Here is a 17,291-nt window from a genome sequence, read left to right as displayed (position 1 = left end):
CTTACTCCTCCTGGTCCACCGGCACCCCGAAGCAACGGTGGCCCCATCAGCGACGCTCCCATTTCCGGAAATACCACTGCACCGTTTCCGAAAGTCCGGCATCCACGTCATGCGTCGGGGCATAGCCCAGCAAGGCGGCGGCCTTGTCGATGCTCGCCCGGGAATGGCGTACGTCCCCGGGCCTGAAATCTCCGTATTCCGGCTCCACCTCCCCGAGAGCCGGGACATAGACGGAAAGGGCCTCCCGGATCTTGGTGAAAAGCTCATACAAGCTCGTTTGGGCGTTGACGGCGATATTGTAAACCTGGTTGACGGCCGCCTCGTCTTCGACCATCGCCGCCAGCAAGTTGGCCTGGATGGCATTGTCAATGTAACAGAAGTCCCGGCTCGTCTTCCCATCTCCGAAGATGACGGGCCGGCGGCCGGCCAACAGTTCCCCGATCCACCTTGGAATCACGGCGGCATAGGCCCCGTTCGGGTCCTGCCGCCTGCCGAAGATGTTGAAATACCGCAGCCCGATGGAGGCGAACCCGTAGACCCTCGCGAACACCTCCGCGTACATCTCGTTGACCCGCTTGGTGACGGCATAGGGGGAGAGAGGTCGCCCCACCACGTCCTCCCGCTTCGGCAACGCCGGGTGGTCGCCGTAGGTCGACGACGACGCCGCGTACACGAAACGGCGGACGCCGGCATCCCGGGCGGCCACCAGCATGTTGAGAAATCCGTCTATGTTGGCCTGGTTCGTCCGGATGGGGTCCTCGATGGACCTCGGGACACTTCCGAGAGCGGCCTGGTGCAAGACGATGTCGACGGACTCGCACACGGCCCGGCACGTATCCAGGTCCCGGATGTCACCTTCCACGAAACGGAACCTGGCCCACGCCTCCTCGCCGACGCTCCACTGGACATCATCCAGGTTCCGCCGGTGGCCCGTGGCGAAGTTGTCCAGGCCGACGACTTCCTGGTCCAGTTCCAAGAGCGCCTCGAGCAGGTTGGCGCCGATGAACCCGGCCACCCCCGTAACGAGCCACCGCTTCGGGGCGCGGCGCAAGCCGTGCTTGATCTCGTCGATTTTCAATCCAGACCCTCCCGGGTGCCTTCAGGCTTTCACGATGTTTTTCCGCCGCCCCGCGCCGGGCACGACGTTTCGGGTATCGATCACGAGGGCCGCGTGTTCGGCCACCATCCGGTAATCCACGGAGGAATGATCCGTGGCCACCACCACGCAATCGTGTCTCTTCAGGTTCGCCGGCGTCAGGGGCACCGAGCGCATGCGAAAGTCGTACCTCCGCATCCGGTGAGTCCGAGGGACATAAGGATCGCTGTAGGCCACCCGGGCCCCCCTGTCCTGGAACAGCTCGATCAACTTCAGGGACGGCGATTCCCGGATGTCGTCCACGTCCCGCTTGTAGGCGAGGCCGAGGATCAGGATGCGGGCGCCCTTGATGCTTTTCCCGCGGGCGTTCAAGGCCGCCACGGTCTTCTCCACCACGTGGTAGGGCATCCGCGTGTTGACCTCGCCGGCCAGCTCGATGAACCGGGTGGAAAGGTCGTACTCCCGGGCCTTCCAGGAGAGATAGAAGGGGTCGATGGGGATGCAGTGCCCCCCGAGCCCCGGACCCGGGTAGAAGGCCTGGAAGCCGAAGGGCTTGGTCTTGGCCGCCTCGATCACCTCCCACACGTCGATCCCCATCCGGTCGAAGAGGACCTTGAGCTCGTTGACCAGGGCGATGTTCACGGCCCGGTAGATGTTCTCGAGGAGCTTGGCGGCCTCGGCGGCCCGGGTGGAGGAGACGGGGACGGTCCGGACCACCACGCAGTCGTAGAGGGCCCGGGCCGCCCGCAGGCAACCCGGCGTGAGCCCCCCCACCACCTTCGGAATGTCGGTGGTGGAGTAGTCCGGGTTGTTCGGATCCTCGCGCTCCGGGGAGTAGGCGAGGTGGAAGTCGCGCCCCGCGCGAAGCCCGCTCTCCTCCAGGATGGCCCGGAGGTCCTCGTCGGTGGTCCCCGGGTAGGTGGTGGACTCGAGCACCACGAGCTGCCCCTTCCGGAGGTGGCGGGCCACGGTCCGGGCCGTGCCGAAGACATAGGTCATGTCGGGCTCCCGGTGCCGGGTGAGCGGCGTGGGGACGCAGACGAGGATGCAGTCCACCTCGGCCAGGCGCGCAAAATCCGCCGTGGGGGTGAAGCGGTCGCCGCAGGCGGAGATCCGGTCGGACGGCACGTGGCGGATGTAGCTCTCGCCCCGGGCGAGGCGGCGGACCTTCTCCTCGTCCACGTCGAAGCCCGTCACCCGGAACCCCGCCCGGCAGAAGGCCAGCGCCAGGGGCAACCCCACGTAGCCGAGGCCGATGACCCCGACCCGGGCCTCCCGGGCGCGGATCCGCCGGAGGAGACTCATCGCCCGGCCTCCCCGAGCGCGGCCCGGAGGGCCCCCGTGACCTCCCGGAGGTCGGCCTCCGACAGATCCGGGTGCATGGGCAGGCTGAGGACCCGGCGGGAGGCGGCCTCGGCCGCCGGGAAGTCCCCCTCCCGGTGGCCCAGGCCGGCGAAGGCCCGCTGGAGATGGAGCGGCTTCGGGTAGTAGACCATGGTGGGAATCCCCCGCTCCAGGAGGCGGGCGCGAAGCGCCTCCCGGTCGGTGCCCTCCGGCAGCAGCACGCTGTACTGGGCCCAGGCGCTCCGGCACCCCTCCGGCACCTCCGGCACCTGGACCACGCCCTCGAGGGCCGCCCCGTAGTAGTCCGCCACCCGCTGCCGGGCCGCCAGCTCGGCGTCGAAGGCCCGGAGCTTGACCAGGAGCACTGCCGCCTGGAGGGTGTCGAGCCGGGCGTTCAGCCCGATCCGCACGTTCTCGTACTGGTGGCCCTCCTGCCCGTGGACGCGGATGGATCGGAGGAGACCGGCCAGGTCGGCGTCGTCGGTGAAGACCGCCCCGCCGTCGCCGTAGGCCCCCAGGGGCTTGGCCGGGTAGAAACTCGTGGCCCCGGCGTCGCCGAGCCCCCCGGCGGGACGGCCCCGGTAGGCGGCCCCGAAGGCCTGGGCCGCGTCCTCCAAGACCCGGAGCCCCTCGGCCTCGGCCACCGGTCGGATCCGGTCGTAGTCGGCCGGGAGGCCGAAGAGATCCACCGGGATCACGGCCCGGGGCCGGAGGCGGCCCTCCCGGCGCACCCGGGCCACCGCGGCCGGCAGGGCCGCCGGGTCCAGGTTGAAGGTGGCCGGGTCGATGTCCACGAAGACCGGCTCCGCGCCGGCGAGCGCGATGACCTCGGCGGTGGCGACGAAGGTGAAGGGGGTGGTGAAGACGGCGTCGCCGGGGCCGATCCCCCAGGCCATGAGCGGGAGGAGGAGGGCGTCGGTCCCGCTGGAACAGGCCACGGCATGGGCCGTCCCGGCCCGGCGGGCGAGCTCCGCCTCGAGCGCCTCCACCTCGGGCCCCATGACGTAGCGCCCGTGCCGGAGCACGGCCTCCACGGCCGCCCGGATTTCCGGCTCGAGGCGCCGGAACTGGGCCGCGAGGTCGACGAAGGCCACCGGCATCCGCGGGCGCCCCTAGTAGCGGTAGTAGTCCGGCTTGAAGGGCCCCTTCCGGGAGACCCCTATGTAGGCCGCCTGCTCCTCGGTGAGCTCCGTAAGGTGCGCCCCGATCTTCCGAAGGTGGAGCCGGGCCACCTTCTCGTCGAGGTGCTTCGGCAGCACGTAGACCCGCTTCTCGTACTTGCCGGGGTTGGTGAAGAGCTCGATCTGGGCCAGGACCTGGTTGGTGAAGGAGTTGGACATCACGAAGCTCGGGTGCCCCGTGGCGCAGCCGAGGTTGACGAGCCGCCCCTCGGCGAGCAGGATGATCCGCTTGCCGTCGGGGAAGATCACGTGGTCCACCTGGGGCTTGATGTTCTCCCACGGGTACTGCCGGAGCGAGGCCACGTCGATCTCGGCGTCGAAGTGCCCGATGTTGCAGACGATGGCCTGGTCCTTCATCCGCCGCATGTGCTCGTGGGTGATGACCCGGATGTTGCCCGTGGCGGTCACGAAGATGTCGCCCCGGTCCGCGGCCTCGTCCATGGTGACCACCCGGTAACCCTCCATGGCGGCCTGGAGGGCGCAGATAGGATCCACCTCGGTGACCCAGACCGTGGCCCCCATGCCCCGGAAGGCCTGGGCGCAGCCCTTGCCCACGTCGCCGTAGCCGCAGACCACGCAGATCTTGCCGGCGATCATGACGTCGGTGGCGCGCTTGATGCCGTCGATGAGGGATTCCCGGCACCCGTAGAGATTGTCGAACTTGGACTTGGTGACCGAGTCGTTCACGTTGAAGGCCGGCACCAGGAGCCGTCCCTCCCGTTCCATCTGGTAGAGCCGGTGCACCCCGGTGGTGGTCTCCTCGGAGACGCCGCGGACGTCGGCGAGGAGGTCCGGGTGCTTCTCGTGCATGAACTGGGTCAGGTCCCCCCCGTCGTCCAGGAGCATGTTCGGGCGCCACCCGTCCGGCCCGAGGACGGTCCGCTCCACGCACCACCAGTACTCCTCCTCGGTCTCCCCCTTCCAGGCGAAGACGGGGACGCCCCGGGCGGCCATGGCCGCGGCGGCGTGGTCCTGGGTGGAGAAGATGTTGCACGAGGACCACCGGACCTCGGCCCCGAGCTCGAGCAGGGTCTCGATCAGGACCGCGGTCTGGATGGTCATGTGGAGGCAGCCGGCGATGCGGGCCCCGGCCAGGGGGCGCTGCCCCCGGTACTCCTCCCGGAGGGCCATGAGACCGGGCATCTCGCTCTCGGCGATGCGGATCTCCTTGCGGCCCCAGTCCGCGAGGGAGATGTCGGCGACCTTGTAGTCGGGTTCGGCGTTCCGGGCGGGTTGACCGGCCATGGTGTGCACCTCCGTGGATGGCGATGGACGCCCCGGCGGCCCGCCGGGGTCGTCCAGATACTACCGGATTCTGCCGGCGGCCGCCAGCGGGGCCGGCGGCGTTGCCCCCCGGCCGCGTCCGGGGTAAAAAAGGCGTGGCCGGGGCGCCCGGCCGCCCAGCCCATGCCGACCACCGCCCACACCCCCCTCCGCCGACGGACGGCCGTCCTGGCCGGCACGGCCCTCGAGCTCTGCCTCCTCGCCCTCCCGGCGGCCTTCGCCCTGGCCGAGCCCGGCCGCGCGGTCTCGAACCCCCTGCTCCTCGTATGGATCCCGGGCCTCTACCTCCTGTGGCACGCCGCACGGGGGACCCTCCCCCTCCCGGTGCTGCGCGAGGAACGGGGGCTCTGGCTTCTCCCGCTGGTCTGGGCCCCCTCGCTCCTCACCCTGGGGCCGGCGGCCGCCTGGCGCGAGGGGAAGACCTTCCTCCTCGGCCTCGTCGCCCTCTCGGCCGTGGCGGAACGGGTGCGGCGAAACCCCGCCGCCCTCGACCGCGCCCTCTGGACCCTCACCGCCATCGGCGGCCTCCTCGGCCTGGATACCCTGTGGCAGTGGGCCCACGGCACCGACCTCCTCATGGGGAACCCCTTGCACGGGCCGCGCGCCACCGCCACCTTCGAAAACCCCAACAACCTGGCACCGGTGCTGGCGGCGGCCCTCCCGGCAGCGCTGGCCCTCCTGGCCGGAAAGCGGCGCGGGGCCGCCACCTGGGCCGCGGCGGGGGCCGCGGCCGTCACCCTGGCCGCCGTCATCCTCACGGGGACCCGCTCGGCCTGGATCGCCGCCCTGGCCGCCCTGGCCCTGGCGGCGCCCGTCTTCCGGTCGGCCCCCCGGGGGCGGTGGCGCCTGGCGGCCGTCTCGGCCGCCGCCCTGGCCGCCCTGGCCGCCGGCCGCCGCCTCCTGGCCCTGCGGATCCACCGCCTGGTGGGCATGAAGGACGCCCGGATCGACCTGTGGCAGGAAAGCTGGCCGTTCATCAAGAGCGCGCCCCTCCTCGGCCGGGGCATCCACGCCTCCCAGGCCACGCTCCCGACCCCTACCGCCGCCGGCCACCTCACCTTCCCCCACAACTTCTTCCTGGAGATCGCCGTGGAATCGGGGCTTCCGGCGGTGGCGGTCTTCCTCTACGCCCTCTGGCGGGCGGCCCGCACCTACGGCGCCCGCCTCTGGGCGGATCCGCGCCGCCGCGTCCTGCTGGGGCTGGCCCTCTGCCCCTTCCTGGCCTTCGTGGTGAACGCCGCCTTCTTCTCCCGCCACGTGGGGACCCTTCTCTGGTGGTGCCTGGGGCTCGCGGTGGGGGCGGCGGCGCCGGTGCGGCCTTCGAACGGCACGGCCGCCTGAGCCCGATCTAGCCCTCCCGCCGGGCGAAGCCCAGGGCCACGAGGTTCCGGCGCCACTCCGCCTCGTCCGCCTCGGAGTAGTCGCACCGCCGGCAGGCCTCGGCGGGCGGGAGCAGGCCCTGCTCCTCCAGGTAGCCGAGCACCTTCCGGGTGCTCTCCTCCACGGTCTCCCGGTCGGTCCGCACCACCACCTCCGGGGCCTCGGGCGGTTCGTAGGGGTCGGAGACGCCGGTGAAGTTCGGGATCTCCCCCGCCCGGGCCCGGGCGTAGAGGCCCTTGACGTCTCGGCGTTCCACCACCTCGAGGGGACAATCGCAGAAGACCTCCACGTAGCGCCCGATGAGGCGGCGGTTCTGCGCCCGGGCCTCGGCGTAGGGGGCGATGGCCGCCACGACGCTGATGACGTCGTTCTTGGTGAGCAGGTACGAGACGAACCCGATCCGCCGGACGTTGATGTCCCGGTCGCGGCGGGTGAAACCCAGCTCCTGGCTGAAGTTGCAGCGGATGATGTCCCCGTCGAGCAGCTCCGCCCGGAGGCTCCGGCGCCGGATCTCGAGGTAGACCCGGCGGGAGAGGGTGGTCTTCCCTGCCCCGGAAAGACCCGTGAACCAAATGGTAAAGCTCATGCGCGGTGCTCCTTTGCCCGATTCGGCGCGCGGCGGTCCGGACCGCCGCCCCCCTGGTTTCCCTATCGGCCGCCCGGCCGATCGGTTGACGCCCGTTCCCCGCCGCCCGGCCCGGTCACGCCGCCCCCGGGGCGAAGGCCACCACCCCGTCGATCTCCGGGCAGTCGAGGAGCAGCATGAGCAGCCGGTCCACCCCGAGGGCCATGCCGGCGCAGGCCGGCACCGCGCCGAGGGCCTCCAGGAAGGCCTCGGGCATGGGGTAGGGGTCGAGTCCGGCCCGGCGCCGGCGTTCGCGGTCGCGGGCGAACCGCCGCCGCTGCTCGGCGGGGTCGGTGAGTTCCGAAAAACCGTTGGCGAGCTCGAGCCCGCCGGCGTAGAGCTCCACCCGCTCCGCCACGGCCGGGTCCCCGGGCTTGAGCCGGGCCAGGGCCGCCCGCGAGGCCGGGTAGTCCACCAGGAAGACCGGGCGCCCCGCGTCCAGGGCGGGCTCCACCCGCTCCACCATGTCGTGGTCGAAACGCCAGGGATCGGGATCGGCCCCGGGCTCCCACCCGGCCAAGCGCCGGAAGGCCTCCCGGACCGGGAGCCGGGGATAGGGCGGGGCGAGGTCCACCACCCGCCCGCCGAAGTGGACCTCCGTCCCCGGGTGCCCGGCCGCCCGCGCCGCCACCGGGAGCACGGCCTCGCAATCGGCCATGAGGGCGTGGTAGTCGGCCCCGGCCCGGTACCACTCGAGCATCGTGAACTCCGGCAGGTGCCGCCCCCCCCTCTCTCCCCGCCGGAAGACGGGGCCGAGCTGGAAGATCCGGTCGAATCCCTCGGCGAGGAGCCGCTTCATGGCCAGCTCCGGGGACGGGGCGAGGTAACCGGCCCCGGCCACGGCGAAGGCGTCGATCTCGGGCTCGGGGGCGGGGGCGCCCACCAGGATCGGCGTCTGGACCTCGACGAAGCCCCGGGAGCGGAACCAGGCCCGGAGGGCCTCCACCACCTGGGCCCGGAGGATGAGCCGGCGCCGCCGCACCCGCTACTTCTTGACCCGCTCCACGTAGGCCCCGGTGCGGGTGTCGATCCGGACGACCTCCCCCTCCTCGATGAAGAGGGGGACCTGGACCTCGTAACCCGTCTCGAGGGTGACGGGTTTCGTGGCCCCGGTGGCGGTGTCGCCCCGGACCCCGGGGTCGGCCCGGGTGACGGTGAGCTCGACGAAGTTGGGGAGGGTGATGTCGATGGGCTGCCCCTGGAAGAGCAGGACGTCCACCTCCATGTTCTCCATGAGGAAGTTGCGGGCCTCGCCCAGGGCCTCCTCGCGCATGGTGACCTGATCGTAGGTCTTGGTGTTCATGAAGTGGAAGCCCTCGCCGTCGCGGTAGAGGTACTGCATGCGGACCTCCTCGAGGTCGGCGGGCTTGAACTTGTCGCCGGAGCGGTAGGTCCGGTCCATGGTGAAGCCGGTGATCATGTTCTTGAGCTTGCAGCGGTAGAGGGCCTGGCCCTTGCCCGGCTTCGAGAACTGGAACTCGGTGATGATGTAAGGTTCCCCGTCGATGTCGATCTTGAGGCCCTTTCGCAGATCTGAGGAATCGTACACGGTGCTTCTCCCGGAGGCCGGCGCGATCCCGGCCCCTTTTTCCCGCCACTTATAGTGGATCCGGCCCCAAAGTTCAACCGTGCTGGCCCAGCCCGGACCCCTGGTGTAAGATGGCGCCCACGGCGGCCCGCGCGGGCCGGCGCCCGAACCACCCCGGAAGGACCCGGACGACATGGACTACAAGAAGACCCTCAACCTCCCCCGGACCGGATTCCCCATGAAGGCGAACCTCGCCCAGCGCGAGCCCGAGATGCTCCGGCGCTGGGAAGAGACGGGCCTCTACCGGAGGCTCAGGGAACAGGGCCGCGGCCGGCCGCGGTTCATCCTGCACGACGGGCCGCCCTACGCCAACGGCCACCTCCACCTCGGCCACACGGTGAACAAGGTCCTGAAGGACATCATCGTGAAATCGCGCCAGATGCAGGGGTTCGACGCCCCCTTCGTCCCGGGGTGGGACTGCCACGGCCTCCCCATCGAACACAACGTGGAGAAGGAGCTGGGGCCGAAGAAGCGCGCGACCGACCGCCTCTCCATGCGCCGGGCCTGCCGGCGCTACGCCGAGCGCTTCGTCCGCGTCCAGAAGGAAGAGTTCCGCCGCCTCGGGGTCCTGGGCGACTGGGAGGCCCCCTACCTCACCATGACCTACGACTACGAGGCCGCCATCTGCCGGGAGTTCTGCCGGATCTTCCTCGACGGCCACGTGGTGCGCAGCCGGAAACCCGTCTACTGGTGCCCCACCTGCGTCACCGCCCTGGCCGAGGCCGAGGTGGAATACGCCGACCACGCCTCCCCCTCCATCACGGTGAAGTTCCCGGCGGGCCAGGCCCTGGAGGCGCGGCTGGCGGAGCTGGCCGGCGCCCCCCTCCCCGGCCCGGCCTCGGTCCTGATCTGGACCACGACGCCGTGGACCCTCCCGGCCAACCTCGCCGTGGCCCTCCACCCCGACTTCGACTACGTGGCCGTGGAGATGGAGGGGGAGACCTGGATCGTGGCCGAGGGGCGCCTGGCCGCCGTCCTGGCCGAGGCCGGGCGTACAGGCGGGCCGCCCCGGGTCCTCTGCCGCTTCCACGCCGCCGAGGTCGAGGGGCTCGAACTCGCCCACCCCTTCCTCGATCGGCCCAGCCGGCTGGTCTTGGCGGACTACGTCACCCTCGACGCCGGCACGGGCTGCGTCCACACCGCCCCGGGCCACGGCGCGGAAGACTACGAGACGGGCCGCCGCTACGGCCTCGAGACCTACTCCCCGGTGGACGACCGCGGCCGCTTCACCGCCGACGTCCCCCTCTTCGCCGGGCAGGACATCTTCGAGGCCAACGCCGCCATCGTGGACCTCCTCCGCGAGCGGGGCCGCCTGGTGGCCGCGGGGACCCTCTCCCACAGCTATCCCCACTGCTGGCGTTGCAAGCGCCCGGTCATCTTCCGCGCCACCCCCCAGTGGTTCATCTCCATGGAGGCCAAGGGGCTCCGGAAGGACGCCCTCGAGGCCATCGAGGGGGTCACGTGGATCCCGGGCTGGGGCAAGAACCGCATCCGCGGCATGGTGGAGGCCCGGCCCGACTGGTGCATCTCGCGCCAGCGGGCCTGGGGGGTGCCGGTCACCGTGCTCACCTGCACCGCCTGCGACCGCCCCGTCATGACCCCGGAGGTGGCCGACCACCTGGTGGACATCTTCGCCCGCGAGGGCGCCGACGCCTGGTTCGCCCGGCCGGCCTCGGAGCTGGCCCCGCCAGGCACCCGCTGCCCCGCCTGCGGGGGAACGGAGCTGGCCAAGTCGGAGGACATCCTCGACGTCTGGTTCGACTCCGGGGTGAGCCACGCCGCAGTGCTCGAGGCCCGGCCGGACCTGGCCGCCCCGGCGGACCTCTACCTCGAGGGCAGCGACCAGCACCGGGGCTGGTTCCAGAGCTCGCTCCTCACCGGCGTCGCCACCGGCCGCGGCGCCCCCTTCCGCTCGGTCCTCACCCACGGCTTCGTGGTGGACGGCGAGGGGAAGAAGATGTCGAAGTCCGTGGGGAACGTCATCCCGCCCGACGCCGTCATCAAGCGCTACGGCGCCGAGGTCCTCCGGCTGTGGGTGGCTGCCGAGGACTACCGCGACGACATCAAGATCTCCGACGAGATCCTCCAGCGCCTCACCGAGGCCTATCGGAAGATCCGAAACACCCTCCGCTACCTCCTGGGCAACCTCGCGGACTTCGATCCCGCCGCCGACGCCCTCCCCTTCGACCGGCTGGAAGCCCTGGACCTCTGGGCCCTCCACCGCCTGGGCGGGCTCACCCGCCGGGTGCGCCGGGCCTACGAGACCTACGACTTCCACGTGATCTTCCACCGGCTGCACCAGTTCTGCACGGTGGACCTGAGCGCCCTCTACCTCGACATCCTGAAGGACCGGCTCTACTGCGAGCTGCCCGGCGGCCGTCTCCGGCGCTCGGCCCAGACGGCCCTCCACCGCATCGCCGCGGACCTCCTGTGCCTCATGGCCCCCATCCTCTCCTTCACCGCCGAAGAGGCCTGGGGCCATCTCCCCGGGGCGGCCGACCGCGCAGAAAGCGTCTTCCTCGCCCCCTTCCCGGACCCCCCGGAACTCCCCCTCCCAGACGGCTTCGAGGCCCACTGGGAACGGGTCTGGGCGCTGCGGGCCGAGTTCACCAAGGCCCTGGAACTCGCCCGCACGGAAAAGCGCATCGGCCTCGCCCTGGACGCCGGAGTCCGCGTGCGGGCCCCCGGCGAGTTCGACGCCTTCGTCCGGGAGCATCGGGCCCTCCTCGAGACCGTGACCCTGGTTTCCGCCCTGGAGCCGGCGGACGCCCTCGACCCGGCCCTCGGCCCCGTCTGGAAGAGCGAGGCGATCCCCGGCCTCGAGGTCCAGGTGAGGCCCGCCCCGGGCGAAAAGTGCCCGCGGTGCTGGACCTGGCGGACCGACCTCGGCGCCGACCCGGCCCATCCCGAGGTCTGCGGCCGCTGTGCCGGGGTGCTGGCGGAGCTGGCGCCCCCGGAAGCCGGCTGAGCCGGGCGGATGGGCGCCGTTCCGGACCCGGGCCTCACCGGCTGGTGCCGCCGCCGGTGCCGCCCGCTCCTCCTCCCCGTGGCCCGTGCCCTCCACCGGCTGGGGGTCACGCCCAACGGGGTGAGCCTCTTGGGGCTGGCCGGCTGCGCCGCGGCCGCCGCCGTGCTCGCCCTGGGACACCCGGCGGCCGCGGCCCTGGTGCTCCTCTTCCTCGGCCCCCTGGACGCCGTGGACGGCATCCTGGCCCGGGAGTTCGGAGGGGCGACCCGTTTCGGCGCCTTCCTCGACTCCACCCTGGACCGCTACGGGGAATTCTGTCTCTTCCTCGGCCTCCTCGCCTACCTCTGGCGGCGGCCGGGGGCGGGGCTCCCGGAGGCGGCCCTGGTGCTCGCGGCCCTCACCGGCTCCCTGCTCGTGAGCTACACCCGGGCCCGGGCCGAGGGCCTCGGCTTCGAGTGCCGGGTGGGGCTCGCCACCCGGTTCGAACGGCTGCTCCTGTTCGGGGCGGCCCTGCTCACCGGCTGGATCCTGCCCCTGGTGGGGCTCATCGCCGTCCTCGCCCACGCGACGGCCCTCCAGCGCATCCTCCATGTGCGCCGCCTCGCCCGCTAAGGCCGCCCCCGGGGCCCTCTGGGTGGTGGGGACCCCCATCGGGAACCTCGGGGACATCACCCGGCGGGCCGTGGAGGCCCTCAGGGCCGCGGACCTGGTGGTGGCCGAGGACACCCGCCGCACCCGGCGGCTGCTGGCGGCCCTCGGCCTCCGAAGGCCCCTCTTGAGCTGCCACGAGCACAACGAGGAGGAACGGATCCCCGGCATCCTCGACCGCCTCCGGGCCGGCGACCACGTGGCCCTGGCCTCGGACGCCGGGACCCCGGCGCTCGCGGACCCCGGCCGCCGCCTCGTCCGCCGGGCCCTGGAGGCAGGGCTCCCGGTGCGGCCGGTGCCCGGTGTCTCGGCGGTGACCACGCTCCTCAGCGTGGCGGGACTCCCCGCCGACACCTTCGTCTTCGCCGGGTTCCTTCCGCCCCGGCGGCCCGCCAGGCTGGCCGCCCTCCGGGACCTGGCCGGCGACCCACGGACCCTGGTCTTCTTCGAGGCCCCCCACCGCGCGCCGGCCATGCTGGCGGACGCCGTCGAGGTCCTCGGCGGGCAACGACCGGCCACCCTGGGCCGGGAGCTCACCAAGATCCACGAGACGCTGCTGGCCGGGAGCCTCGCCGAGATCCGGGACGCCATGACCCGGGCGGCGCCGATCCGCGGCGAGATCACCCTGGCGGTGGCGGGGGCGCCCCCCGCCGGCGGGGCGGCCGGGGCCGAGACGCGGCCCGGGGTGGACCGCCTGCTCGCGGCCCTCGTCGAGGGACGGCGCCTGTCGGTCCGGGACGCCGCGGCCCTGGTGGCCCTTGCCACCGGGCTTCCCCGGGGGGATACTTACGCCCGCGCCCTCGCGGCCCGGAACGATTCCGGCCGGGGGGCGGAAGAGGACTGAGCCGAGGTCGCCCCATGCCCCGTCACTCCAGCGTCGTCGCCGTCATTCCGGCCCGGTACGGGTCTTCGCGCCTCCCCGGAAAGCCGCTCGCCGACATCCACGGCCGGCCCATGATCCTCCACGTCCTCGAACGGGCCCGGGCCGTGGCCTGCGTGGACCGGGTGGTGGTGGCCACGGACGACGCCCGGATCCTGGACCGCGTGCGCGGGGCCGGCGGAGAGGCCCTCCTCACCCGGCCGGAGCATCCCTCCGGCACCGACCGGATCGCCGAGGCCGTACGGGCCCTGGGGCTCGCCCCCGGCGACCTCGTGGTGAACATCCAGGGCGACCAGCCGCTGCTCGCCCCCGGCCCGGTGGAGGCCATCGTCCGGCGCCTCCGCGACGACCCCTCCGTGGCCATGGCCACCCCGGCCTGCCCCCTGGACCCGGCCGAAGCGGACGACCCCAACCGGGTGAAGGTGGTGGTGGACCGGCGCGGCCGGGCCCTCTACTTCTCGCGGGCCCGGATCCCCTTCGACCGCGACGGGGAGCCGCCGCCGGAGGCGGCGCCCGCCTTCCTCCGCCACCTCGGCCTCTACGCCTACCGGCCCGACTTCCTCCAGGCCTTCGTGGCCCTCCCCCGGGGCCCGCTGGAACGGCGGGAGAAGCTCGAACAGCTCCGGGCCCTGGAAAACGGCTTCGCCATCGGGGTGGAGATCGTCCCGGAGGCCCCTCCCGAGGTGGACACGGCGGCGGACCTCGAGACGGTCCGCCGGCTCGGGCCGGCGGCCGGCGCGTAAGGCGCCCCGGCCCCCGCCGTCAGCCGGGGACCGAGACCTTCTCCAGCTCGACCCGCCGTCCGAGGAACCGGCGGACCACCTGGACGGTATTGGGCGTGAGATCCGAGACGAAGAAACGGCTCCGCGGCCCGCCGGTAGAGGCGGTTTCGGGCCCCTCGGCCAGGGCGTCCCGGACCCGCCGGGCCACCACGGTGGAGGAGTCGATGACCCGGACCCGCCGCCCGATCTTGGCCTGGATGACCTCCTTGAGCAGCGGGTAGTGGGTGCAGCCCAGGATGAGGGTGTCCACCTGGCGGACCTTCAGGGGATGGAGGTACTTCTTCACGATCATCCGGGTCTCGCGGGTCCGGAGCCACCCCTCCTCCACCAGGGGGACCAAGAGCGGGCAGGGGCGGCTGTGGACCCGCACCCCGGGGGCCCGGGCCCGGAGCTGGCGCTCGTAGACCCCGCTCGAGACCGTGGCCCGGGTCCCGATGACCCCCACGACCCCCCGGCGGGTGACCTCCAGGGCCAACTCCACGGCGGGGGTGATCACCTCGAAGACCGGGACGGAGAAGCGCCGGCGCAGCTCGGGAACGGCCACGCTCGAGGCGCTGTTGCAGGCGACGACGACGACCCCGGCCCCCCGGGAGAGGAGGAACTCCGTGTCCTCCACGGCGTAGCGGACCAGGGTCTCCGGGCTCTTCGGCCCGTAGGGCGTCCTGGCGGTGTCGCCGAAATAGATGATGGGTCGGCCCGGGAGGAGCCGCTCCAGCTCCCGCACCACGGTGAGCCCCCCGACCCCGCTGTCGAAGACCCCTATGGGCGCTGCCGCCCCCATGCCAGGCCCTCCTTCCCGATGTCGGCCTCGTCGTCACGGGCCAGGATGAGACGGCATCCTACCACGACGCGCCCGACGTTGACAGCGTCCCCCGCCGTGCCTTAATGATGATGGCACCGCCGAAAGCCGCCCAACGGCGAGGCCCGGCCGGGTGGAGGCGCAAGACGGGAGGCCCCGGCATTTTCGCCACCCTTCCCGAATGCCGACAACATGGAGAGCAGGCCGGTGGCGCGGCGCGCACCGGGAGGAGACCAGGCCATGAACGAATTCTGCCACACCGGGGAAGACACCCGATCGGAGATCGACCTCCTCGAGGATATCGGCCTCGACGAGTCGGTGGAGACCGCCATCCCCACCCTGGGGGCGGCCAAGGTCCCCTCTCCCCTGATCCAGACCGAGCAAGGGCACTTCGTCTCGGACGACAACCGCGTCCTGGTCAACGTCTCCCACCGCTGCTTCGAGGCGGCCCTCAAGGCGGGGCGCACCCCGCCCTCCTTCGAGCTGGCCGGGCCGCGGCGCCACATCTACTTCGATCCCACGAAGCTCCGGTGCGCCATCGTGACCGCCGGAGGGCTCTGCCCCGGGATCAACGACGTCATCCGTGCCATCGTCCTGGCCCTCTATCACGGCTACGGCGTCCGGTCCACCTTCGGCATCCGCTACGGGCTCAGGGGCTTCATCCCGGAATACGGCCTCCCCGTCATGGAACTCACCCCCGAACGCGTGGAGCGGATCCACGAGTACGGCGGCACCATCCTCGGCTCCTCCCGCGGGCACCAGCCCATCGAGGGCATCGTGGACGCCCTCGAGCGGATGCACATCGGCGTCCTCTTCCTCATCGGCGGCGACGGGACCTTCCGGGCCGGGGCCAAGGTCGTGGAGGAGATCCAGCGCCGACAGCTCAAGATCTCCGTGGTGGCCATCCCCAAGACCATCGATAACGACATCTACCTGGTCTTCAAGACCTTCGGCTTCGACACCGCGGTCCAGATGGCCTGCGAGGCCATCCGGAGTGCCCACACCGAGGCGGTGGGGGCCCCCAACGGCATCGGGCTGGTGAAGCTCATGGGCCGCCACTCGGGCTTCATCGCCGCCACGGCCACCAACGCCCTCCGGGAGGTGAACTTCTGCCTCATCCCCGAGGCCGACTTCGTCCTCGAGGGCGAGGGCGGCCTCCTCCAGGCCGTGGAGCAGCGGATCCGCCAGCGCGGCCACGCCGTGGTGGTGGTGGCCGAGGGGGCCGGGCAGCGCTACGTCCGGGGCGACAAGGAGGAACGCGACGCCTCCGGCAACATCAAGCTGGGCGACATCGGCGTCTTCCTGCGGGACCGGTTCAGGGCCCACTTCGCCGAGGTGGGCCTCGAGGTCAACCTCCGCTACATCGACCCGAGCTACATCATCCGGAGCGTGCCGGCCAACGTGGACGACAGTCTCTACTGCGCCAACCTCGGCCAAAACGCCGTCCACGCCGCCATGGCCGGGAAGACCGGCCTCATGGTCAGCCACTGGAACGGCCGCTACGTCCACGTCCCCATCAAGGAGGCCATCAAGCGGCGCAAGCGGATCAACCTGAACAGCCGGTTCTGGATGAGCGTCCTCGAGTCCACGGGCCAGTTCAACCTGGCCGTCCACCCGGCCGAAACGCCGTGAAGGCCGACCTGCGAAGTCTCCCCCGCGACGAGCTGGAGGCCTGGGTCCGCGACGAGCTCGGGCTCCCGGCCTGGCGCGGGCGCCAGGTCTTCCGGTGGCTCTGGCGGCCCGGGACCGTCTCCTTCCAGCAGATGACGGACCTCGGCAAGGACCTCCGGGCGGCCCTGGCGGAAGCGGGCGAGATCCGGGGCTTCACAGCCGCCGGGGAGCAGAGATCCGCGGACGGGACGCGGAAGTTCCTCTGGCGTCTCCCCGACGGGGCCCGGGTGGAGAGCGTCTACATCCCCGAGGAGCGCCGGCGCACCCTCTGCGTCTCGAGCCAGGTCGGATGCGCCATGGGCTGCCGCTTCTGCCGCACCGCCCGCATGGGCCTCGTCCGCCAGCTCACCCCGGGCGAGATCGCCGGCCAGGTGCTCGCGGCCGTGGAGCGGCTCGGGGACGCGCCCGGGCCCGTCCGCAACCTCGTCTTCATGGGCATGGGGGAGCCCCTCGCCAACCTGCCCGCCCTGGCCCGGGCCATCCGTATCCTGGCGGACGACCTCGGCCTCAACTTCTCCACGCGGCGGATCACCGTCTCCACCTGCGGGCTCCCGCGCCAGATGCTGGAACTCGGCCGGAGCCTGGACGTAGGCCTCGCCGTCTCGCTCCATGCACCGGACGACGAGCTCCGCAGCCGCCTCATGCCCGTCAACCGCCGCCACCCCCTGGCCGAACTCCTCGAGGCCTGCCGACGCTACCCCCTCCCCCGCCGGCGCCGGATCACCTTCGAGTATCTCCTCCTGGCCGGGGTGAACGACGCGCCCGCCCACGCCCGGCGCCTGGCGGACCTCCTCCGAGGCCTCCGCGCCAAGGTGAACCTCATCCCCTTCAACGAGTGCCCCGGCATCCCCTTCCGCCGGCCGTCCGACCACCGCGTGGAGGCCTTCCGGCAGGTCCTGCTGGAGGCGGGCCTGAACGCCACGGTCCGCCGGAGCCGCGGAACGGACATCGCCGCCGCCTGCGGCCAGCTCTACGCCGAGGATCAACGGACGGCCGACGGCCGGGAAAAAGACGCCGCCGCGGCCTGACCGCGGCGGCACCCGGC

Annotated in this window: 15 protein-coding genes; 7 read left to right on the top strand and 8 right to left on the bottom strand. The window is 72.0% G+C overall.

Translation table 11 applies throughout. The features are described 5' to 3' along the window. Positions 1 to 46 precede the first annotated feature (46 nt). The 4 genes from HCU62_RS01235 to ahcY are packed head-to-tail and all read right to left on the bottom strand — an operon-like array spanning position 47 to position 4,866. Positions 47 to 1,078, bottom strand: coding sequence for an NAD-dependent epimerase/dehydratase family protein (locus tag HCU62_RS01235; RefSeq protein ID WP_163298027.1), 1,032 nt, complete (start codon positions 1,076 to 1,078; stop codon positions 47 to 49). Between the two features lie 21 nt (positions 1,079 to 1,099). Then, positions 1,100 to 2,401 carry a nucleotide sugar dehydrogenase gene (locus HCU62_RS01230; protein WP_163298026.1) on the bottom strand — a complete coding sequence of 434 codons (1,302 nt, stop codon included), beginning with the start codon at positions 2,399 to 2,401 and terminating at the stop codon, positions 1,100 to 1,102. Continuing rightward, positions 2,398 to 3,540 carry a DegT/DnrJ/EryC1/StrS family aminotransferase gene (locus tag HCU62_RS01225; RefSeq protein ID WP_163298025.1) on the bottom strand — a complete coding sequence of 381 codons (1,143 nt, stop codon included), beginning with the start codon at positions 3,538 to 3,540 and terminating at the stop codon, positions 2,398 to 2,400. Before HCU62_RS01225 ends, HCU62_RS01230 begins: the two co-directional genes overlap by 4 nt. Before the next feature lie 12 nt (positions 3,541 to 3,552). Next, positions 3,553 to 4,866 (bottom strand): adenosylhomocysteinase, encoded by a 1,314-nt coding sequence (gene ahcY, locus HCU62_RS01220; protein WP_163298024.1) that lies wholly within the window; start codon positions 4,864 to 4,866, stop codon positions 3,553 to 3,555. A gap of 162 nt (positions 4,867 to 5,028) precedes the next feature. Between ahcY and HCU62_RS01215 the strand changes: the two genes are divergently transcribed. Continuing rightward, entirely contained in the window at positions 5,029 to 6,246 is a 1,218-nt protein-coding gene (locus HCU62_RS01215; protein ID WP_163298023.1) for an O-antigen ligase family protein, read from the top strand. Between the two features lie 7 nt (positions 6,247 to 6,253). Here HCU62_RS01215 and cysC read toward each other — a convergent pair whose 3' ends face one another. The 3 genes from cysC to efp form a co-directional block, all read right to left on the bottom strand. Then, positions 6,254 to 6,871, bottom strand: a complete 618-nt coding sequence (gene cysC / locus HCU62_RS01210; protein WP_163298022.1) for an adenylyl-sulfate kinase — start codon at positions 6,869 to 6,871, stop codon at positions 6,254 to 6,256. A gap of 115 nt (positions 6,872 to 6,986) precedes the next feature. Beyond that, positions 6,987 to 7,892, bottom strand: coding sequence for an EF-P lysine aminoacylase EpmA (gene epmA / locus HCU62_RS01205; RefSeq protein WP_163298021.1), 906 nt, complete (start codon positions 7,890 to 7,892; stop codon positions 6,987 to 6,989). Between the two features lie 3 nt (positions 7,893 to 7,895). After that, positions 7,896 to 8,459 (bottom strand): elongation factor P, encoded by a 564-nt coding sequence (gene efp / locus HCU62_RS01200; RefSeq protein WP_163298020.1) that lies wholly within the window; start codon positions 8,457 to 8,459, stop codon positions 7,896 to 7,898. A 172-nt stretch (positions 8,460 to 8,631) separates the two neighbouring features. Here efp and ileS point away from each other — a divergent pair, with 172 nt between their 5' ends. From ileS to kdsB, 4 genes are read left to right on the top strand one after another with little or no spacing between them, the layout of a single operon-like run. Then, entirely contained in the window at positions 8,632 to 11,466 is a 2,835-nt protein-coding gene (gene ileS / locus HCU62_RS01195) for an isoleucine--tRNA ligase (RefSeq protein WP_169755356.1), read from the top strand. A 9-nt stretch (positions 11,467 to 11,475) separates the two neighbouring features. Then, positions 11,476 to 12,078 carry a CDP-alcohol phosphatidyltransferase family protein gene (locus HCU62_RS01190; RefSeq protein WP_163298861.1) on the top strand — a complete coding sequence of 201 codons (603 nt, stop codon included), beginning with the start codon at positions 11,476 to 11,478 and terminating at the stop codon, positions 12,076 to 12,078. Then, on the top strand, positions 12,056 to 12,958 hold the full coding sequence (gene rsmI, locus HCU62_RS01185) for a 16S rRNA (cytidine(1402)-2'-O)-methyltransferase (protein ID WP_163298862.1): 903 nt from the start codon (positions 12,056 to 12,058) through the stop codon (positions 12,956 to 12,958). The genes HCU62_RS01190 and rsmI overlap by 23 nt, the downstream gene beginning before the upstream one ends. 14 nt (positions 12,959 to 12,972) lie before the next feature. After that, complete coding sequence (kdsB, locus tag HCU62_RS01180; protein WP_163298863.1) at positions 12,973 to 13,737, top strand: 3-deoxy-manno-octulosonate cytidylyltransferase; 765 nt, start codon at positions 12,973 to 12,975, stop codon at positions 13,735 to 13,737. Between the two features lie 19 nt (positions 13,738 to 13,756). Here kdsB and murI read toward each other — a convergent pair whose 3' ends face one another. Next, complete coding sequence (gene murI / locus HCU62_RS01175) at positions 13,757 to 14,557, bottom strand: glutamate racemase (protein WP_163298864.1); 801 nt, start codon at positions 14,555 to 14,557, stop codon at positions 13,757 to 13,759. Positions 14,558 to 14,815: 258 nt separating this feature from the next. Between murI and HCU62_RS01170 the strand changes: the two genes are divergently transcribed. Together HCU62_RS01170 and rlmN are read left to right on the top strand one after the other, a co-directional pair. Next, a complete protein-coding gene (locus HCU62_RS01170; RefSeq protein ID WP_163298865.1) occupies positions 14,816 to 16,207 on the top strand; it encodes an ATP-dependent 6-phosphofructokinase in 1,392 nt (463 codons plus the stop codon). Continuing rightward, a complete protein-coding gene (gene rlmN, locus HCU62_RS01165; protein WP_163298866.1) occupies positions 16,204 to 17,274 on the top strand; it encodes a dual-specificity RNA methyltransferase RlmN in 1,071 nt (356 codons plus the stop codon). The genes HCU62_RS01170 and rlmN overlap by 4 nt, the downstream gene beginning before the upstream one ends. The last annotated feature ends 17 nt before the right edge of the window (positions 17,275 to 17,291 follow it).

The organism is Dissulfurirhabdus thermomarina, from assembly GCF_012979235.1.
Classification (GTDB): domain Bacteria; phylum Desulfobacterota; class Dissulfuribacteria; order Dissulfuribacterales; family Dissulfurirhabdaceae; genus Dissulfurirhabdus; species Dissulfurirhabdus thermomarina.
The sequence above is the reverse complement of the archived record's forward strand: the minus strand, read 5'-3'. Positions and strand labels throughout refer to the sequence as shown.